General features: G+C 46.5%; 11 protein-coding genes and 5 tRNA genes. 9 read left to right on the top strand and 7 right to left on the bottom strand.

Going from position 1 to position 17,781, the window contains the following annotated elements:
• Nucleotides 1–79 precede the first annotated feature (79 nt).
• The gene (locus tag BUR09_RS02045) at nucleotides 80–1,630 is read left to right on the top strand and encodes a hypothetical protein (protein ID WP_074215293.1); all 1,551 of its coding nucleotides are present in this window, start codon (nucleotides 80–82) and stop codon (nucleotides 1,628–1,630) included.
• Nucleotides 1,631–1,723: 93 nt separating this feature from the next.
• Here BUR09_RS02045 and BUR09_RS02050 read toward each other — a convergent pair whose 3' ends face one another.
• The 5 genes from BUR09_RS02050 to BUR09_RS02070 all read right to left on the bottom strand — a co-directional run bounded on the left by BUR09_RS02050 (nucleotide 1,724) and on the right by BUR09_RS02070 (nucleotide 11,006).
• On the bottom strand, nucleotides 1,724–1,996 hold the full coding sequence (locus tag BUR09_RS02050; RefSeq protein ID WP_074215294.1) for a hypothetical protein: 273 nt from the start codon (nucleotides 1,994–1,996) through the stop codon (nucleotides 1,724–1,726).
• A 208-nt stretch (nucleotides 1,997–2,204) separates the two neighbouring features.
• Nucleotides 2,205–3,302: an NAD(P)H-dependent flavin oxidoreductase gene (locus BUR09_RS02055; RefSeq protein ID WP_074215295.1), complete on the bottom strand. Its 1,098-nt coding sequence runs from the start codon at nucleotides 3,300–3,302 to the stop codon at nucleotides 2,205–2,207.
• Between the two features lie 129 nt (nucleotides 3,303–3,431).
• A complete protein-coding gene (locus BUR09_RS02060) occupies nucleotides 3,432–6,329 on the bottom strand; it encodes a PD-(D/E)XK nuclease family protein (RefSeq protein WP_074215296.1) in 2,898 nt (965 codons plus the stop codon).
• A gap of 2 nt (nucleotides 6,330–6,331) precedes the next feature.
• A complete protein-coding gene (locus BUR09_RS02065; RefSeq protein WP_074215297.1) occupies nucleotides 6,332–9,532 on the bottom strand; it encodes a UvrD-helicase domain-containing protein in 3,201 nt (1,066 codons plus the stop codon).
• Between the two features lie 133 nt (nucleotides 9,533–9,665).
• A complete protein-coding gene (locus BUR09_RS02070; RefSeq protein ID WP_074215298.1) occupies nucleotides 9,666–11,006 on the bottom strand; it encodes an ATP-dependent 6-phosphofructokinase in 1,341 nt (446 codons plus the stop codon).
• Between the two features lie 258 nt (nucleotides 11,007–11,264).
• Here BUR09_RS02070 and pdxA point away from each other — a divergent pair, with 258 nt between their 5' ends.
• The 3 genes from pdxA to BUR09_RS02085 all read left to right on the top strand — a co-directional run bounded on the left by pdxA (nucleotide 11,265) and on the right by BUR09_RS02085 (nucleotide 15,196).
• Entirely contained in the window at nucleotides 11,265–12,272 is a 1,008-nt protein-coding gene (pdxA, locus tag BUR09_RS02075) for a 4-hydroxythreonine-4-phosphate dehydrogenase PdxA (protein WP_074215299.1), read from the top strand.
• Between the two features lie 106 nt (nucleotides 12,273–12,378).
• The gene (locus tag BUR09_RS02080; protein ID WP_074215300.1) at nucleotides 12,379–14,052 is read left to right on the top strand and encodes a hydantoinase/oxoprolinase family protein; all 1,674 of its coding nucleotides are present in this window, start codon (nucleotides 12,379–12,381) and stop codon (nucleotides 14,050–14,052) included.
• A gap of 1 nt (nucleotide 14,053) precedes the next feature.
• Entirely contained in the window at nucleotides 14,054–15,196 is a 1,143-nt protein-coding gene (locus BUR09_RS02085; protein WP_074215301.1) for a glycoside hydrolase family 3 protein, read from the top strand.
• A 261-nt stretch (nucleotides 15,197–15,457) separates the two neighbouring features.
• Here BUR09_RS02085 and BUR09_RS02090 read toward each other — a convergent pair whose 3' ends face one another.
• On the bottom strand, nucleotides 15,458–16,132 hold the full coding sequence (locus BUR09_RS02090) for a TVP38/TMEM64 family protein (RefSeq protein WP_074215302.1): 675 nt from the start codon (nucleotides 16,130–16,132) through the stop codon (nucleotides 15,458–15,460).
• Between the two features lie 86 nt (nucleotides 16,133–16,218).
• On the bottom strand, nucleotides 16,219–16,944 hold the full coding sequence (locus BUR09_RS02095; protein WP_074215766.1) for a glycosyltransferase family 2 protein: 726 nt from the start codon (nucleotides 16,942–16,944) through the stop codon (nucleotides 16,219–16,221).
• A 161-nt stretch (nucleotides 16,945–17,105) separates the two neighbouring features.
• On the opposite strand from BUR09_RS02095, the gene BUR09_RS02100 reads away from it, so the two are divergent.
• The 5 genes from BUR09_RS02100 to BUR09_RS02120 all read left to right on the top strand — a co-directional run bounded on the left by BUR09_RS02100 (nucleotide 17,106) and on the right by BUR09_RS02120 (nucleotide 17,777).
• Nucleotides 17,106–17,182 (top strand) — tRNA-Met (locus BUR09_RS02100).
• A gap of 14 nt (nucleotides 17,183–17,196) precedes the next feature.
• Nucleotides 17,197–17,273, top strand: a tRNA-Trp gene (locus BUR09_RS02105).
• Nucleotides 17,274–17,425: 152 nt separating this feature from the next.
• Nucleotides 17,426–17,502 (top strand) — tRNA-Met (locus BUR09_RS02110).
• Nucleotides 17,503–17,514: 12 nt separating this feature from the next.
• A tRNA-Trp gene (locus BUR09_RS02115) sits at nucleotides 17,515–17,591 on the top strand.
• Between the two features lie 109 nt (nucleotides 17,592–17,700).
• Nucleotides 17,701–17,777, top strand: a tRNA-Met gene (locus BUR09_RS02120).
• The last annotated feature ends 4 nt before the right edge of the window (nucleotides 17,778–17,781 follow it).

Below are 17,781 nucleotides of genomic sequence, written 5' to 3' on the forward strand. Positions count from 1 at the left end.
TACATTGAGTCAATAACAGGGTATAGTGCCGCGACCTATTGCATGCCAAGGGTATTTCCCTTTACGGAGTGATGTTTGAATGTTGGATTCGCTTGTTGGAACAATTCTGACAGACGCACGAACTGTACTTGATGATTTGGATCCATTCCTTCTGGAACTGGAAGTTTCTGCCGAGCGCTCAGATGCGGCGCTTCTTTCGACAATAAATAATACAACACCGCTACTTTCTAATTGTTTTAACTTGCTAGGGCTGATTGACGCAGTGGCTCTGGTTGACCTGTTGCAGCTTGTGACCGGAGCGTTCCGAAAACAGACACTCTCACTTTCGTATGTAAATATCCGTGAAGTTATTCGTGCTTTCAGCGCGCTTGTAGCATTTCTTGATAGTGCAGATGCTGAGAAAATTTCTATAGCAAATAACGCCTTGAAAGAGTTGGTAGAAGAAGTATGGCCTTCTGAATCTCATAAAATGCTTGCGACTCATTCCTTGCGAGATTCGTATGGAAATGTGGCATTTTCTATTGCCGGACATGTACTGGATGACGATTTCATGCAGGAATGTACCTGCTATGTACTCGAACTGGATGAAAGCGGCGTGCTTGCCGGAACCCAGTTTACTCCTTTCTCTTTATTGCAATTCCTTTACAAAAGCGGACAGGTTCTGGATGTGCAGTTTGCACCACCGGAGTCTGATGCGTATTTGCAGGTGCTGTTTGCAACAGTACTTGACACAGAACAGTTGCAGCTGGTGCTTGATCTTCCAGAATCCGCCATTCATGCCATATATATTTCTTCTTTTGGTTCAACTAAGCCTGCTTGGACATGTACTCCTCGAGTTGACGAAGCTGATGATATTAGCAGCATTTCTCAAGTACAGGATAATGCCTATCAAGAATCTAAGGACGTTCAACGTAATGTCGCTTCTTCAGATGACAGTAGGTTGGATGATGGCTCTATCGGTAAGCTGGAACAGGGCTCAAATCCTTGGTCACTGGTTGCAGATGAACAGAAACAGGAAGTGAGCCAACCATCTTCTGCTGACAATGCAGCTATTGACAAGTTTGCGTTACTTGAAGCGGAACTTGAAGGCGAGCTGTTTGAAGAAGCACTTTCTGCTGGTATAGAAGCTCGCTCCTTCGATAGGGCAAAACAGGAATTGCCTGAAAAGTCGGAACCAGTTTCTGGAAAACAAGATGAGCTTCCTAAAGCTGAACAGTCTGCAGTGGCTGCGGCATCAGATAGTGGCTTTGAAGAACGTCATGAGGATGTAGAACAGGAGCCAACTCCTCAGGTAGAAGAACTGCACGGTTTAAGTTATAAGCGGGATCAGAATCGCGTAACATTGTATGTTTCGACCGTTGAAAATGCTGTGGAAGCAGAGCAGTTGAGGGCGGCGTTGCTTGAACTGCTTGCCTCGCATGCTGATGTTGAGCTGGTGCTGTGTGCTCCGATTCGAGGTAATCTAGAGCTTCTTCAACTGTTGTTGTCAGCAGCTATGACAGCTGGGTTGCGGCGGCAGAAATTCCGTGTTTCCGGTGACGGTAAAGACAGTGTGGGTATGCTGCTTGCAGGCTGCGGCATAACTGTTGATGTGCTGAAAGCGCAAGGCATTGCAGACTTCTTGGGATAGTAAATCGTAAGCATAAGAAAAGGACTGCCTTAATATACGCTATGCGTCCCCCGCCGATTGCGTATGTGGCAGTCCCCTGGAGTGATGTTAAACTTATGGCACCTTGCACTCATCGCCTTCACTGCAATAATTAAAAATAAATTGTCCTATTTGTGTACCAAGATGTACACACTCAATGCCGTTTATGCATTCTTGTGCATCGTTAGGGTCGATGATTGTCGTTAACTCATGTTGCTGTTTGGAAAGTTGAGCCACCCAAGCTTTTTTGTCTTTATCAAAATGTACAGTCAATTCTATTTGGTGTTTCGTGATTTCCGGATAAAACGATAATATTTTAGAACGTAAGTTTTCTGGTGTAACTAACATTTGTCAGCTCCTTTGCTTACTATAAGCATAGTTGAGAGGGCAGGGCTGCACAACGTTAGTAGCACAGAATATCAAGTGCGACGGTGCGTGGTAATGCTTTATCTTCTTAGAATTGTGGGTATTCTGCGAAGCCGTCTGTTGTAAAAAATAACGAAAAAAAGCCGTGACCATATGGTCACGGCTTTTTCTGTTAACAGAACGGAATATTCTACTTTTTAGTAGATGAGAACTCATTTCTCAAAGAGTCGATGAGTTTCTTAACAGGAATAATTTCCTTAATACGGTGTACGTTAGTACCGGAGAATGCAAACCCTCGAGCAAGGTTACCTTTTTTAGCGTTAAGCAGTGCTGCAGCGATGCAGTATGGGCTTTGTTCGTGTGCGCAGTTGTGAATGCACTCAAATACACACTTGAACGGCTTTTTAAGGCCTTCGCGGGAGTCTTCTACAAACTTGTTTTTAAGAGCGCGACCTGGGAGACCCACAGGGCTCTTGATAACGGTTACGTCTTCTTCTGTTGCTTCAACATATGCTTGTTTAAAGCGGTCATCAGCATCACACTCGTTTGTAGCAACAAATCTGGTTCCCATCTGTACCCCTGCTGCACCCATGTCGATGAATTTTTTAATATCTTCACCAGTGTAGATGCCCCCTGCAGCGATAACAGGAATGGTTTTTCCTGATTTTTCTTCAAATTCTTTAACCGTATCGATAACTTCGCTTACTACTTTTTCAAGAGCAAACTCAGGATCTTCGAGCTGGTCAGCTTTAAATCCAAGATGTCCACCGGCTTTGGGTCCCTCAACCACAAAAGCGTCCGGCAGGTAATCATACTTGGATGCCCACTTTTTACAAAGAATCTTAGCAGCACGAGCTGATGAGACGATAGGCACAAGCTTAGTGTGAGCCTTTTCCTTGTTTTCTTCGTAATATTCTTTCAGGTACGCTGGTAAATCCAATGGAAGTCCTGCACCTGAGAAGATTACGTCGATCTTTTCATCAAGAGAGGTTTTAACGAGGTCGGCAAAGTTTGTAAGAGCAACCATAATGTTGACTCCGAGTACGCCCTTGGTCATCTCTTTTGCTTTGCGAATTTCTTTACGCATAGCACGGATGTTTGCTTCCATAGGGTTTTTGCCTACGTCAGGTTCACCCATTCCGATCATCGCGCCAGCGATAACTCCGATGCCTCCCTCATTGGCAACGGCACTAGCAAGATTGGAAAGAGAAATCCCAACGCCCATACCTCCCTGAATAATAGGAGTATTGGCAACTACGTCGCCAATCTTCAAGGTAGGAAATGACATGATTCAGTCCTCCAAATGCGGCGCTTCAATTCCGCATTGTGATTATATGTACTGCGCGGTGTCTCGCAGTCGGAGTGCAGTAGTTAGTTAGGACATACTGCACCCAATTATTTGCTTCGGTGATATTCTTTACACAGAACAGCCTGCAGTGCAAGTGCACCATTGGCAATGACGGCCTTTTCGAGGTCTAATTACTGGTGACTTTTCGATGTGCCTGAGCATGAACTGAAGAATTAACGGGATGTGCTCCGTGATGATGTCGTCGTGAAGTTCATCATTAATTTTTTCAAAGAAAAGATGCTCCTTACCGTCTTTTTTCAATTCAACCCATCCTGCATCACATGTAGATGTGAGTTTTGGGTTGTGCATCATGTACAAGTAGGCAGGTAATTGCAGGTTAACAATTTTATCTGCAAGTTGATCAAGCGGGTCCTCAACTCCGCCATCCCATGTGCGGATTTGTGCCATCAGGAATTCATCCTGCCATAATCCGTTATCCGGTTTATGGATACTACCGGTTTTGTAGTCCAGAATGACGCGTGTGTTGTCACGAATATCAATTCTGTCGGCAATGCCCGCAATGGAGCGTTCTTTGCCGTCAACGCTAATAGTTTTAATAAGTCGTTTTTCAAGAGAGTCAATTTTTGCTCTTGGCTGATTTTTCAGGAAGCGGCTCAGGCGTTCTTTTCCTGCGGTTTCCAGCATGACGAAGGAGTCGTATGGTACTTCTTCCTTGATGTTGGATTCATGGAGCATTTGTACGAACATGCGTTGCAGCGGCTCTGGATCAAGCTTGCTGAATTCAGTTTCTTTGTGGAGATAGCCGGTGAAAAACTTTTCTAGAACTTTGTGGAATAAGTCGCCGATGGCGGCAAAGTCTTCTGCTTCGTTTACCTCATCAACAGGTCGTAGATTGCCTATGCGTTCCAGATAAAACTGCATTGGGCAATTGAGGTAGGTGTTCAGTGCGGAAGGTGAAACCGGCTTAGTCAGAAAAGTTTCAATCATGCTGTTGATGTTTGCTGTTCGATGGATGACATGATCTTCTTTCTTAATAGTGGCAACAGGGTAGCTGATACCGTGCAACGGAGCGTCGCCAGCTTCAAGCAGCTTTCCTTGTCTGCACTCTTCTTTCCACAGCAGTTCTTCTACAAATCGGGAGCGGATGTGTTTTTCTTCGAAAATGCCGCTGCGCTCAGATCCAGTCTGATAGAGCACATGAACATTGGTAGCCCCGTGGATAAGGCGGTAGAAGTTGTATGCCGCTACGCTTTCGCGGTGGCGCGCATCCGGTAATCCGAGCATGGAACGCAAACTGTCTGGCAGAAGCGGGTCATTGCCCGGTAAGCCCGGAAGTTTATTTTCAGTAGCATCCAGAACGTAGACGTTTTTGAAATGCAGTAAACGTGATTCCAGCATACCCAGAACCTGTAGGCCGGTAAGAGGGTCAGCTTCAAACGGAACACGCTCTCCACGGATGATTTCTCGCAGAATGGTGAAGAGTACGCCCTGTGAAAACTCTTCATGCGCAAGAGAACATTCACGTAACGATGGAATAACCTTACGCATAATACGGTACATAGATTCTGCATCAATCGGGAATCTTTCCCAGAGGTTGCCGCCATGTTCCAGAAGAACCGTGCATAAGTCTGCAAGGGTATTCGCGAGCTGTGCAGGGGTAGACATTTCTTCCCATGCGGTGATGGCAAATGACAGGACTCTGTGAAGCAGCTCCTGCATTTCTTCTTCAGACGCGTTGGCGTTTTCGTCATGGGTAAATGGAATTGTGAACGGTGTGGTGTAGCTTTTACCCCTGCGCAATTCTTTTTCCATGTTATGCAGTGTAACACCGAATGGACGCTCTTCTCCGATTGTCAGCATTTTGATGTATGGATGGCGGATGAGAGAAATTATGTCTTTCCAGTAGTAGCCATCTGCACGTTTGTTTTCTTGTAAATGCAGCACCACTTCCAGAAGCTGAAATAAGTTGGAACGCCAGAGCGGGTAGCCCATGGAAATGTTCACGTCTTTGCGCGGCAGGTGGTGAAGTACTGGCATCATAAGCCCTGTGTCCGGCAAGACAACAGCCGTGTCGCCGATGGACTCCTGCTGCAAAAGTTGCTGTTCCATGGCGTCCAGTTGCGAGTGCAGGTCGAACCCTTCGTAGAGTTGTAAGTCCTGTTCGCGTTCCTGTGGTGTTTCACATAATTCTGTACTGACTGCCCATTCTTTGATCCATTTTCTGTGCTCGCGGCATGCCCAGTGTGTTTGCCCACCTGTTGTAAGTCCCGCGTCAGAATGGAGCATAATAGTAGCGCCGTATTCAGTATGCAAAATACGGAAGAGTTCTTTTTCTACCCCGGTAAGACCATAGGAGCCTGCAATGTAGATTTTTTTATGGGAAAGGCTCATGACAGGCTTGGAGCTTTCCTTCAACAGTTGCAGAACGCGGAAGGCGTCGTATCCTGGAGTTGTCCAACCGCGGCTTTCTAACTTACCGGTGTAGGCATCATGAATTCGACCAAGCTGGCCGAGGAGGATTGCAGCAAATGGAACAACCTGACCTTCCATGTGGTAGTAATCTTCAGGAGTTTGGTTCTGGTTGAAAAAGTCCTCCAGCAAGGAGTTAAGGCGCATCCCCCAAGGGAAAAAACGTTGTGGATCGTTGAGCGGCAGTGACTGAAGTGGGCCGGAGGTAAAAGTATCTTTCTTGTTAATGTCCTGAATGCATTCCATTAAGAGTCCGACGCGGTCGAGTACTTCAATTACATGCGGCGGGGTTGCTTCCAGTTCGCTGCGTAGCATCTGAAAAATATCACTTACCTGAAAAATCTGCGGCATAAGAAACGGTTTTGGGAGCGCTTCATTAAAACGTAGCTTGTCAGAGAGATATTTACGCGGGCGTGAATGCGGGAAGATAATCAGCGCATCACCGGGATTGCTGTTGGTGTCCGCAAGTACCCGTTCCATAAGGCCGGAGATAAAATCGTTCTGCCAAGGAATAATGACAAATGGTTGAGTATGCATGGTTAGGCTCCGGTGGAAAGGGAAACGTCTACGGTTTCGCGTGAATCGAGATAAATAATAGTGCCTTGCAGTGTGCAATTGTCATACGCAGGCATGGCATTCAGCAGGTTAAGGTAACGACGAACCTGTTGTTTATGCGCAGGGTCGTGGCCGCCTGTTTTGTACTCAACAATAGTGATGGCGTCCGGCTCACGCACAAGTAGGTCTGCCCTGTGCTGGTTGCCATGTTCATCCATAATGCCTTGCTCAGGTCTGCCGAAGTGCTGCCACTTGGTAAAGTCCGGCAGGGAGGTGAGCCATAGCAGCATGTCTGTCAGATCTTCTTCTACCTCGGCTCTGTTTTCCATTGGCAGTGGATATTCGCGCATGCCGTGTTGGATAGCGCGGTGTACGTCTTCACGCGGGTTATCCAATACGCGTAGATGCTCAAGACATGTATGCACAAGAATACCACGGCGGCGTTCGTCAAAGATAATTTCTTCAAGCGGGTTACGGAATATTTTTAGTCGAGGCAGCCAGTGCATCGGTTTCCACCCAAGTACGTCTTCGTGTTCTGGTAGTAGTTTGGTGTGTTCTGCAATTTCATCTTGTTCTTTATCAAGCGTACTTTCTGGAATTTCACCAATGGTGATGCATCCTTTTTCGTCCATTTTGTCTTGATAGTCTGCGAGGAGTACACGCAAGCTTTTCAGCAACGGAGATGTTCGCTCATGTGTTGGGGTAGATGTGATAACAGCATGCAGCTCTTCAACTGGGCGGGTCCATGCCACATACAGCAGATGAAGCTGCTCGCGGGCGTCTTTACCCACAACGCGATAGTAGTCGTCACCTAGCTCCTTGCATTGTGGAACAAGGATGTCTTGACCGTTAAAGGAAAATTCCTCTTGCCCAGAAGGGCGCTGTTGCATTTGATGATGGAACGGAATGATAACCACAGGGAATTCGAGCCCCTTGGATTTATGCATGGTGAGGATGCGGATAGCGTCTAGGTTCTCCGGCATAGGGACTTTTTCTTCCACGCCGCCTTCCTGCCAGAAGGTGAGGAAGGCAGAGAGGGAGCGTAGCCCGTTTGTTTCTGCTGTGTGGACGATTTCAAGGAAACGGCGCAAGAAAATTTCATCTTGTGGGAAGCGCTTGAAAACGTCGAAGTGTTCAAAGCCTTCACGCACGGTGTCATATGCACTCATTAAGCCTGCCTGAGAATAGAATGGTGCAATCCATTGTTCCCAGACTTGCGGGTAGTCTTCCTTGAACGCGTTAAAAAGGGTGCCCTTACGTGGAGTAGCGAGCCAGTCATCAAGTTCCGCTCTATTAAGATCTGCAAGATCGCCAAGTAATTCTGTGCCGCTGATAACAGACCAGAAAGCAACATCATTAAGAGGATAATCTAGGAACATGAGCAGATTGACCATTTGCTGAATAACAGGGTGGTCAGCAAGGCGCAGGCTGTTTTCAGTAATAATGGGGAAGCCCCATTCTACAAGCCATTTCGCCAGCATGTTCGCTTCGTTGTTTGTGCGGACTAGTACTGCAATATCTCTCAGCTTGCGGCGGTTGCGCAGATCATCAACGAAAAGTGTTTTGAGTTTCTTTTGAACGGATTCAAACAGGGCTTCTGTGTTTTCTGCTTCAATGTCATACAGCTTTACCAGTCCGCCACTTCCTTCCTTGTGTGGTGGAACTTTTTGTGCGGCACCGGAAAAGCCGGACATGATCTCAGTAGTCAGTTCGTCTACTACATCAGTTGATGCTTTGCCGACCAGATCATTGGCAATACGTCTGGCGGTATCTTCGTCTTCAAGGCGAGAGAAAATATCGTTATTGAAGAGCACTACATTTTCGCTGCTTCGCCAGTTGTTATCGAGCGTAGTGCGTTCAGGATCATCTGCGACAGCTTGAATCGCATCTTCATTCAAGATGCCGTCAAATAGATCGGAATCGCCCCCGCGCCAGCCGTAGATAGCTTGCTTTACGTCGCCAACGTAAACAACGGAACCTTCTTTCGCGAGGCATTCAACAGCGAGAGGTTCGATAGCCTTCCACTGTGTTCTGGACGTATCCTGAAATTCATCGATCAGTAGATGGGTAAGGCGAGTACCCATACGGCAGAAAGCTTCAGATGCGGCATGCTCGCCGCTGAGTACTTTCTGAGCATATATAGGCCATTGAGAAGCAGGAATGACACCTTTTTCGCGTTGCAGAGTTTCCACTTCAGCCGCGAGCGGTTCTGCAATGTTGATGAATGGGACAAGTTCTAATGCTTTTCGTAAGATTGCACCTTGAACTTCCAACAGAACATAGGCAACGCACATGTCAGCATATGCTTTATGTAATTCAGCAGATGCCTTTCCTTTAGATGCTTTTAAGACACAATCATCAAAGGACGACTTCTTTGCGTAGGTGGCAGAAGGCAGTTTGGATGAGAATGTAGAAAGCGCAAGGCACTTATCTATAAACTTGGTAAAGTTTGCAGCAGGCTTAATCCCTTCTTCAGCAATTAATTTTTGCATGGTAGTGGCGCTGTCTGTGAGATCTTTATGCAACTGTGCAAGGCTGCTGCGTAGAGCGTCACCGTCGACGTCAGGTAGCGTGCCATGCTCCAGACGGTACTGCATTAAGGTATGTACTTTTTCGCGCAGTCTGTCTCCAGGAACAAAGCCGTTCATGTCTGTATGAAACAGTAAAGATTCACAGGCATCTTTCAGCAAATTACTTTCTTTTCCCCCCTGTGATGCGCGCACGAGCATTTGATCGTAAAGAGGGTCGAAGAGTACTGCGTCATCAAAAATTGGCTCAAAGTCCGGCGGCAGGGAAAGATCAAGTGCACCAAGGCGCACCAGCATGTTTAACAGACTGTCGATCGTACGGATGTTCAGGGAAGAATAGCGTTGGAGCAGTCTGTTAACCCAGCGGTGGGCATCGTTAGGGTTCCAACTTGCTGCTGGGTTTTGGGGGGCCAGTTGAAGTGCTCGTTCTTTTAAGGAACGAATAACACGCTCACGCATTTCTGTTGCCGCTTTGTTGGTGAAGGTTACTGCAAGAATTTCGTACCAGTTGAACGTGCCATCTGGATTTGCAATGGCGCACGCGGTATTTTTTTCTTGGTGCTCATCTTGGGCAGCTTCCGCAAGAAGACTGAGAAATTTTTGTGTAAGTGTAAAAGTCTTACCAGAGCCGGCAGCAGCTTTGATCTGTTGGAGCATTTTATCTTTTTTCCTGTATGCTAAAAGCGGTAAGACGAAAACGTCTTACCGCCTGTGCAGGTGGTGTATGCAGCGAAATGGTAGTTAAGGCATAACGGTGTGTTATGCCTTGTCTGAGAATCTGTTATCCGTGCTAGTCGCAGTAGTTCTTTGTGAAATCAATATAGGCTAGTTGCCCTGTTGATTCCATAACAGCCCGCCAGTAGTCGGAGCGTGTATTCAGTCTACGGCGTTTGCGGGTTACGAGGCGTAATGGAAGATGTAGGTATCTGTCCATAAGTTTCGATACAACCATTGCAGTTTTGCCTGCCATAGCAGCATGAACTGCGTTTTGTCCGAGGAAACCGCAGTAGACTCTGTCGTTGGCGTTGGCCGGTACTGAACGGATAATGTAGCTCGGGTCGATAAGTTTGAGTGAAAACGGAATGTCCCGTTCATTCATGTAGGTGCGGATTTCATCTTTGAGGAAGCTCATAATGTCCCCAAGCACCTTGTTACCGGATGCGTCGGTAAGGTTGGTTTCGGACAGTAAATGTTGTCCTGCCCCCTCTGCCACAACAATAACTGCATGGCGTCGGCTGAGAAGACGTTTTTCCAGATGCTCAAGAAGACCGTCCTCGCCGTGTAAGGCGAATTCTTTTTCAGGAATCAGTACAAAGTTAACTTCTTTGAGGGATAAAGATGCATGCGCCGCAATAAAACCGGACTCCCTTCCCATAAGCTTTACAAGGCCTATGCCATTCATGGTGCCTTCTGCTTCAGTATGAGCACATTGAATAGCCTCTGTTGCTTTATCCACGGCAGTCTCAAAGCCGAATGTCTGTGGAATAAAGTCAATGTCGTTATCGATTGTTTTTGGAATGCCGATAACGGAAATTTTAAGACCACGTTTGGTAACTTCCTCTACAATGGCACTTGCTGCTTTCATTGTGCCATCGCCTCCAATCATAAATAAGCAGCTGATATTGAGGCGCTCAAGTGCATCCACAATTTCGTCTGTAGGCTGAGGTCCGCGGGAAGAACCGAGGATTGTGCCACCCAGCAGATGAATATGTGCAATCTTTTCTGGAGTAAGTTCTACGACCTCGTGTCCGTATTTGGGAATAAATCCTTCCAGGCCGTATCTGATGCCCAAAACGCCGCTAACGTGGTAGTTATGATGTGCCGCCATAACTATGGAGCGGATAACTTCGTTAATACCGGGACATAGACCACCACAAGTTACGATGGCACATTTTGTTTTTGGAGTGTCAAAATACACACTTTCGCGCGGGCCTGCTTTTTCAAAACAGAGTGGGATCGGCTTGTCGGCAGGAATATCTTCACGGAGCTCGTTGTCCAGATAGAAGCTTACCCCTTGATCGTCAGATTCGAATCTACATACGGCAAGGGGAGATGGGATTTTGGCTTCCCCCAGAGTGGGGATTTCCGTTGAAATAGTAATATGATCATCTTCTACACGTTTTTCGGGCATTGAGATGCTCCTTACATGTGGCTATTGGCACGGTTAGTATGTGTTATTGTAGATCATAATGTACAATGTGTTTTACTTAAGAGCAATTTTGAATAAGAACCATAACACATTTTTTAGAAAAATGCCTTGCTTCTGGACAGGCAGAAGGAAAGCGCCTAATTTTATCCCGCATTTCAGAATGAGGCTTAATTGTGTATAGTCCTGTTCTGAATGGTGGGACATTGGTCATTACTGACTATATACTAATTCGAGTTTGTTATGCCGAAAAAAACGCTTCTAATTACACTTGGTGATGCAAACGGACTTGGGCCGGAACTGGCTTGTCGTCTGTTCGGAGAAGATATCTTTATTGCGGCGAAGCGTCCGATTATTATGATCGGCTCCGCTGCTTCTCTGCTTGCGCATACCGAGCGACTCAATATGGACCCGTTCTGGGAGACTGTTGAATCTCCACGTGAAGTTGCCAGTAAAGCGTATGGTGTCTACCTGTATGAGCCTGCGTCAATCCGTGATGTACCTGTTACTGTCGGTGAAGCCACTAAAGAAGGCGGGTTTATTGCCGGTGAATCTTTGCAGGCAGCATGTCAGTGCATTACTGACGGTATTGCCACAGGTATGGTAACATTACCATTACATAAAGCAATGTTGCAGGAAGCAGGCTTTGACTTTCCTGGTCACACAGAATTTTTGGCACGCTATGCAGGACTTTCTGATGATGAAGTGTGCATGCATCTGTGCGGCGAAATTTTGCGGGTAAGCCTCGTAACAACCCATCCTGCACTTCGTGATGTTGCAGATATGATTACTGAAGAGCGTTTGTTGCGTACCTTCAGATTAACTGATGAGTTTATGAAGCAGATTGGACAAGGTGATCGTCCGATTGCTGTTTGCGGCTTGAACCCGCATGCTGGTGAGTCCGGCAAGATCGGGACAGAAGATCAGGAAATTGTTGCTCCTGCTGTGCGCAAGGCTCAGGAAATGGGTATGAATGTAGATGGCCCATTCCCTGCGGATACTTTGTTCCACAAAGCAGCGCGCGGTGTATACTCTTCAGTTGTGGCAATGTACCATGATCAGGGACTTGCTCCGCTTAAACTTCTCCATTTTTCAGAGGCTGTTAACGTAACCCTTGGTTTGCCGTTTGTGCGTACCTCTGTTGATCACGGAACTGGTTTTGATATCGTAGGCAAAGACATTGCCCACACCAATAGCTTTAGAGAAGCTATTCGTCTTGCTATTCTGATGTTGGAAGGCGACGAATTGTAATCTGTTTTTTATCCGATACTACAGGGCAGACAATGACTCATTACTTGGCATTGTCTGCCTTTTTTGCATACACTGAATTTTCTACGAAATATTAAAGGAGGAAACCATGCTTATTGGTATTGATGTCGGTGGTACACATACTGACGCAGTGGCAGTTGAGAGTGGGAAAGTGGTTGCCTCTGGAAAAGTGGCTACAGTGCATGATGATTTATTATCATCCGTGCTGAGCGCTCTTGAGATTGTACTTGAGGCAGTTTCTCCAGAAGAGGTAACTCGCCTTAATTTATCAACAACGCTTTCTACCAATGCTATCGTTGAAGGTCGCACTGATGAAGTTGGTGTGATTGTTTCTTCAGGTCCCGGCATTGATCCTTATAATTTCCAGACTGGTAAATTTTATTTCCCTGTCAAAGGCTCCATTGATCACAGAGGTGAAGAAATTGCTTCTGTTCCGGAAAATGAGATTGTGGAAGCCCTTGATAAATGTGTTGCGGCGGGCGTAACTGTTTTTGCTGCTGTTAGTAAATTTTCTACACGTAACCCTTCGCATGAAGAGTTTATTGCTGAAACCATCGCATCAAAAAGTGATGTCATTTCGCTGGGGCATCGATTTTCCGGTCAGTTGGATTTTCCACGCCGTATTGCAACTGCCTACTATAATTCTGCGGTTTGGCGGCTCTACAACAATTTTGCAGATGCAGTAGAGGCAGGTGTTCGCGCAAAAGGCATTACAGCTCCTGTAAATATTTTGAAAGCAGATGGTGGCACCATGCCGCTTGAGCGCTCCCGTGAGCTTCCTGTGGAGTCTATCCTTTCTGGTCCTGCCGCCAGTGTTATGGGTGTTCTTGCCCAGCAATGTGTTTGCGGGAAAGATGAACAGGGTCAGGAGAAGGATACGCTTATTTTGGATATCGGTGGGACGACCACGGATATCGCTCTGCTAGTGGCATGTTCACCGCTTGTTGAAAAAGACGGGATTGCTGTTGGTAGCTTTCCCACATTAGTTCATGCCTTGAAAACTTGTTCTATCGGTGTGGGAGGAGATTCTGCGCTACATTATTCAGCGGGATCATTGCGTGTAGGGCCGGAACGTAACGGCGTCTGCATGGCTGAAGGCGGAAGTACTCCTGCATTGATGGATGCACTTATCTACTGCGGTCACGCTTCGTTCGGTGATGTTGATTCCAGCCGTAAGGGAATAGAGCTGCTCGCAGAAGAGTGTGGTATGAAGCCGTCAGCTCTGGCAGAATCTGCCATGACACTTGCTGTAAAAACAATATCACGCGCAGTGCATGAGTTTATTAAAGAAGTGAATAGTACACCTGTGTACACCATCCGGGAAATTTTGCGTGGAGATGAAATTGTACCGGATTTGGTGAGCATAATGGGTGGACCGGCAGAGGCTTTCCAGAAGCTGCTCGCTGAAGAATTACAAATGCCTGTGGAGACAGTTCCGCAATACGCTGTTGCCAACGCTATCGGTGCGGCCATGACTAAGCCGACATTTGAGTTGGAACTGTTTGCAGATACCGAAGCGCGGACGTTGTTTATTCCTGTCGTCGGAGAGCGACGCAGGGTTCCTTCAACGTATAAATTACTCGATGCTGTGCTGGACGCAAAAGAAGCGTTGATGAATTATTTTGCACAGCGAAATATAGCCATTGGTGTTGATGACATAGAAGTAACTGAAGAACAGTCGTTCAATATGGTTGGCGATTATGGCACCGTTGGTAGAAATATTCGTGTGAAATGCCAGATCAGACCTGGAGTTGAGATATAGTATGCAGAAAATTGTAGCGCTCTGTTTGCTGGCTCTATTGCTTGCAACGCCGAGCTTTGCTGCTAAGGTTGTTCCCTTTTCGTCTCAGGACATTTCTTTAAAGACTATGATCGGGCAGATGATCATGGTCGGCTTTCGCGGAGAGGGTGCTACCGCTGCCCATGTGTTGTTAAAGGACATAAAGCAGCATCAGATTGGCGGTGTGATATTATTTGAAAAAGATTGTCTGCGACCGCAGGCTGTACGTAATATCGTAAGCAAGAAACAAGTGCGTGATCTTATAAGCGCATTGCAGGATGCTTCAAATATTCCGTTATTTGTTGCTATTGATCAGGAAGGCGGTCGTGTTTCACGGTTTAAGCCTATACATGGTTTAGGAGGGACTCCCTCTGCGCAGAAACTGGGTGAGCTTCCTGTAAGCGAAAGCGTTGCTGCAGGAGAGCGCACGGGGGCGTATTTGAAAGACGTTGGCATTAATATGGATTTTGCTCCGGTACTTGATGTTAATGTGAACCCGAACTCGCCTGTGATTGGAGCTCTTGAGCGAAGTTTCAGCGATGATCCTGCAAAAGTTGCGACATACGGGCATGCGTTTGCACAAGGCATGGCACAACATGGAATTATCGCTGGTTATAAGCATTTCCCTGGTCATGGAAGTTCTCTTTCAGATTCGCATAAGGGACTGCCGGACATAACCACGACATGGTCAAAGAAAGAGCTTCTTCCTTACTCTGACGTGCTCGGCAAGGAACCGCAGCATGTTGTTATGGTAGGGCATTTGTATCATCAAAAATTGGATGCGGATTTTCCAACCTCATTGTCCCGTAAAGTTGTTACCGGATTACTCCGTGAAGAGCTTAACTATGGCGGTGTGGTGGTAACAGATGATTTGCAAATGCGTGCTATTACTAACGAGTATTCAATGGATGAAACGGCCATAAAAGCTGTGCAGGCCGGATGTGATATTCTGCTTGTAGGAAATAATTTGGCATATGATCCGAAAATCGTCTCGAAGCTGACAACGGCGCTTATGTGGGCAGTGCATGCTGGTGAAATTTCTATAGAGCGGATTCGTCAGTCTTATGATCGAATTATGAATCTGAAGCGTGATTCCGGGATGCTTGTGGAGGACGTTCTCAAATAATAGTTTTTGTAATCACATTGCCTAGAAAGTAAAAAAGGGTGGAGTTTGAACTCCACCCTTTTTTTGTACGGTGATGAAAATAGTATTTCGAAGAATCAGTAATAAAAAGATTTTTTCCAAATGAATGCTCTGATAACAGAAATATATTTGTTTGCACTCAAGAGTTGGAACCGTAGTTGTGCGGTGCTGCGGATAGTGTCACCAGTCTCAAGAGGAACCTTACTTGTGACAGCTTTTCGCTGGATACTGACTTCTTCGAATTTAAATGTTCTGCTCAAACTGGGAAGAAAGAGCGCGGTATTTTTTATACAACCGCACGCCGAGGGCGGAAGAGAGTATAAAAAGTGCTGCACTTATGCTGGTACGGAGTACTGGTTCTACTGTGACGCCACTTCCCAAAAGAGAGAAAATGAGAGTCTGCGGCATATAGCCGAAAGAAGAACCAGCCACAAATGGCAGCGGGCGAATGTTGCTTACTCCGGCGATAACGTTTGTAGCTAGGTTACTGCCGACGGGAAGCAGGCGTACAATCATTGCTGTTTGGAACGGTGAGCTATGCAGGAAGCCGTTAATGCCTTGCAGATGGTTTGGAAATTTGCGGTTAATGGTTTCCTGACCCAGAAGGCGTGCAATCCAAAAGCAGCATATGCAGCCGAGTGTAACAGCCGTAATGGCAGTTAAAAATCCGTGCACGGCGCCAAAAGCGTATCCTGCACAAAAGGCAGAAAGTTGTCTTGGAATCCCCATGCCTGTGAGCATGGCGGCGATTCCGATAAACAGGGCAACCCCCTGTATTCCTGTGTTCCGAATGTATGTATCGACCCACTCAGGCTCTAATACCTCGGCAATGCCGAGTTTGCGTAGTGTGAGTACAACGGCAACCAGCAGTCCAATCACTGCAAGGTTGATAAAAACTTTTTTTTGACTTGAAGACATAATTTCCCCTGCATTGATGAAACGATCACCACGCAGTTGGTCGAGGGATAGAGCATATGCGCAGTTACCTGCGCGGAAAGTACGATTTATAAGTTGTGATCTTTAATATAGTAACGGAAATGGCGGCTCTGCATCCAGCGAATAGCTAACAAATCAAGAATAGTCGCTTTTGCTCTGTCGAGGATACCGTATTTGGATTCGCCATGCTGACGGTGTCTGTGGTTAACTGGTACTTCAGATACTGTTGCACCCTGCATTTTCATAAGTGTAGGCAGGAATCTGTGCATGCCGGTAAGCATAGGGATCTGCTGAACCATTTTGGTATCCATAACTTTAAGGGAGCAACCGGTATCTTTTACAGTTTCGCGGCTTAGCTTGTTACGGATTGCATTGCCGATTTTAGAAGCAACCTTTTTCTGCAATGTATCCTGACGCTTATGGCGCCAACCGATTACCATGTTGTAACCACGTTCGTATTCGCGAAGAAGGGCTGGAATATCCGCAGGGTCATTCTGCAGGTCTGCATCGATAGTAATAACAACGTCAGTATCTGCAGCATCAAAACCTGCTTTAAACGCAGCAGACTGGCCACAGTTTTCGGCAAACGCAACGTACTTTGCTTCAGGATGCTCTTCGCTCATGGAGCGGATAACCTGAAGGCTGTTGTCAGAACTGCCGTCATCGACAAAAATTACTTGCCATTCTTTGTCGAGTGGGGAGAGTGCCTTTTTTATTTCATTGAAGAGGAGTGGAAGATTATCTTCTTCATTAAATACAGGTACAATTATAGATAGAGAATTAATATTTGTCATGCGCATGGTATAAGGTGATTGGTTCGGCTTGTAAATACGGATAGAACATTATTCCATTGAGTCATCCGGTATCAGCCTTGTTATTTGTGTAAAAAATAAAATTAATTGCAAACTGCTGTTGACAGGGAGAGATAATAGGCATAGAAGCTCTCTCACGATGACGCGGGGTGGAGCAGCTCGGTAGCTCGTCGGGCTCATAACCCGAAGGCCGCAGGTTCAAATCCTGTCCCCGCTACCAATCAAAAAAGATGCAGGGGCGTAGTTCCAACGGCTAGAACGCCGGTCTCCAAAACCGGATGTTGGGAGTTCGAATCTCTCCGCCCCTGCCATTAACTTCGTTTCATGGCGCGCACAGTAAGGTGCTGCCAGTTAACGAAAGGTTAAAAATACAGATTCAGCGAATTTGTCTGAATCTTTTTTTACGACTTCAAAATGCGTATGCTCGCAAGAGCAGATGCTGAGAAGATCAAGTATACGATGACGCGGGGTGGAGCAGCTCGGTAGCTCGTCGGGCTCATAACCCGAAGGCCGCAGGTTCAAATCCTGTCCCCGCTACCAATCAAAAGATACAGGGGCGTAGTTCCAACGGCTAGAACGCCGGTCTCCAAAACCGGATGTTGGGAGTTCGAATCTCTCCGCCCCTGCCATTTTCTCTTTATCCAGCAAGGCTTGGTATAGAGTATAGATTCAGAATTAACTGAATTACAATTGCTTTTCAGGTTTCGTTTCTGAGATTTTGAAAAAGATATACGATGGCGCGGGGTGGAGCAGCTCGGTAGCTCGTCGGGCTCATAACCCGAAGGCCGCAGGTTCAAATCCTGTCCCCGCTACCAAGAA

Origin of the sequence: Halodesulfovibrio marinisediminis DSM 17456 (genome assembly GCF_900129975.1) — a bacterium.
Lineage (GTDB): Bacteria > Desulfobacterota > Desulfovibrionia > Desulfovibrionales > Desulfovibrionaceae > Halodesulfovibrio > Halodesulfovibrio marinisediminis.

Bases quoted from the DNA above. Each gene is read 5' to 3' on its own strand.
- BUR09_RS02045 (WP_074215293.1), top strand. From the start codon at position 80: ATGTTGGATTCGCTTGTTGGAACAATTCTGACAGACGCACGAACTGTA.
- BUR09_RS02050 (WP_074215294.1), bottom strand. From the start codon at position 1,996: ATGTTAGTTACACCAGAAAACTTACGTTCTAAAATATTATCGTTTTAT.
- BUR09_RS02055 (WP_074215295.1), bottom strand. From the start codon at position 3,302: ATGTCATTTCCTACCTTGAAGATTGGCGACGTAGTTGCCAATACTCCT.
- BUR09_RS02060 (WP_074215296.1), bottom strand. From the start codon at position 6,329: ATGCATACTCAACCATTTGTCATTATTCCTTGGCAGAACGATTTTATC.
- BUR09_RS02065 (WP_074215297.1), bottom strand. From the start codon at position 9,532: ATGCTCCAACAGATCAAAGCTGCTGCCGGCTCTGGTAAGACTTTTACA.
- BUR09_RS02070 (WP_074215298.1), bottom strand. From the start codon at position 11,006: ATGCCCGAAAAACGTGTAGAAGATGATCATATTACTATTTCAACGGAA.
- pdxA (WP_074215299.1), top strand. From the start codon at position 11,265: ATGCCGAAAAAAACGCTTCTAATTACACTTGGTGATGCAAACGGACTT.
- BUR09_RS02080 (WP_074215300.1), top strand. From the start codon at position 12,379: ATGCTTATTGGTATTGATGTCGGTGGTACACATACTGACGCAGTGGCA.
- BUR09_RS02085 (WP_074215301.1), top strand. From the start codon at position 14,054: ATGCAGAAAATTGTAGCGCTCTGTTTGCTGGCTCTATTGCTTGCAACG.
- BUR09_RS02090 (WP_074215302.1), bottom strand. From the start codon at position 16,132: ATGTCTTCAAGTCAAAAAAAAGTTTTTATCAACCTTGCAGTGATTGGA.
- BUR09_RS02095 (WP_074215766.1), bottom strand. From the start codon at position 16,944: ATGACAAATATTAATTCTCTATCTATAATTGTACCTGTATTTAATGAA.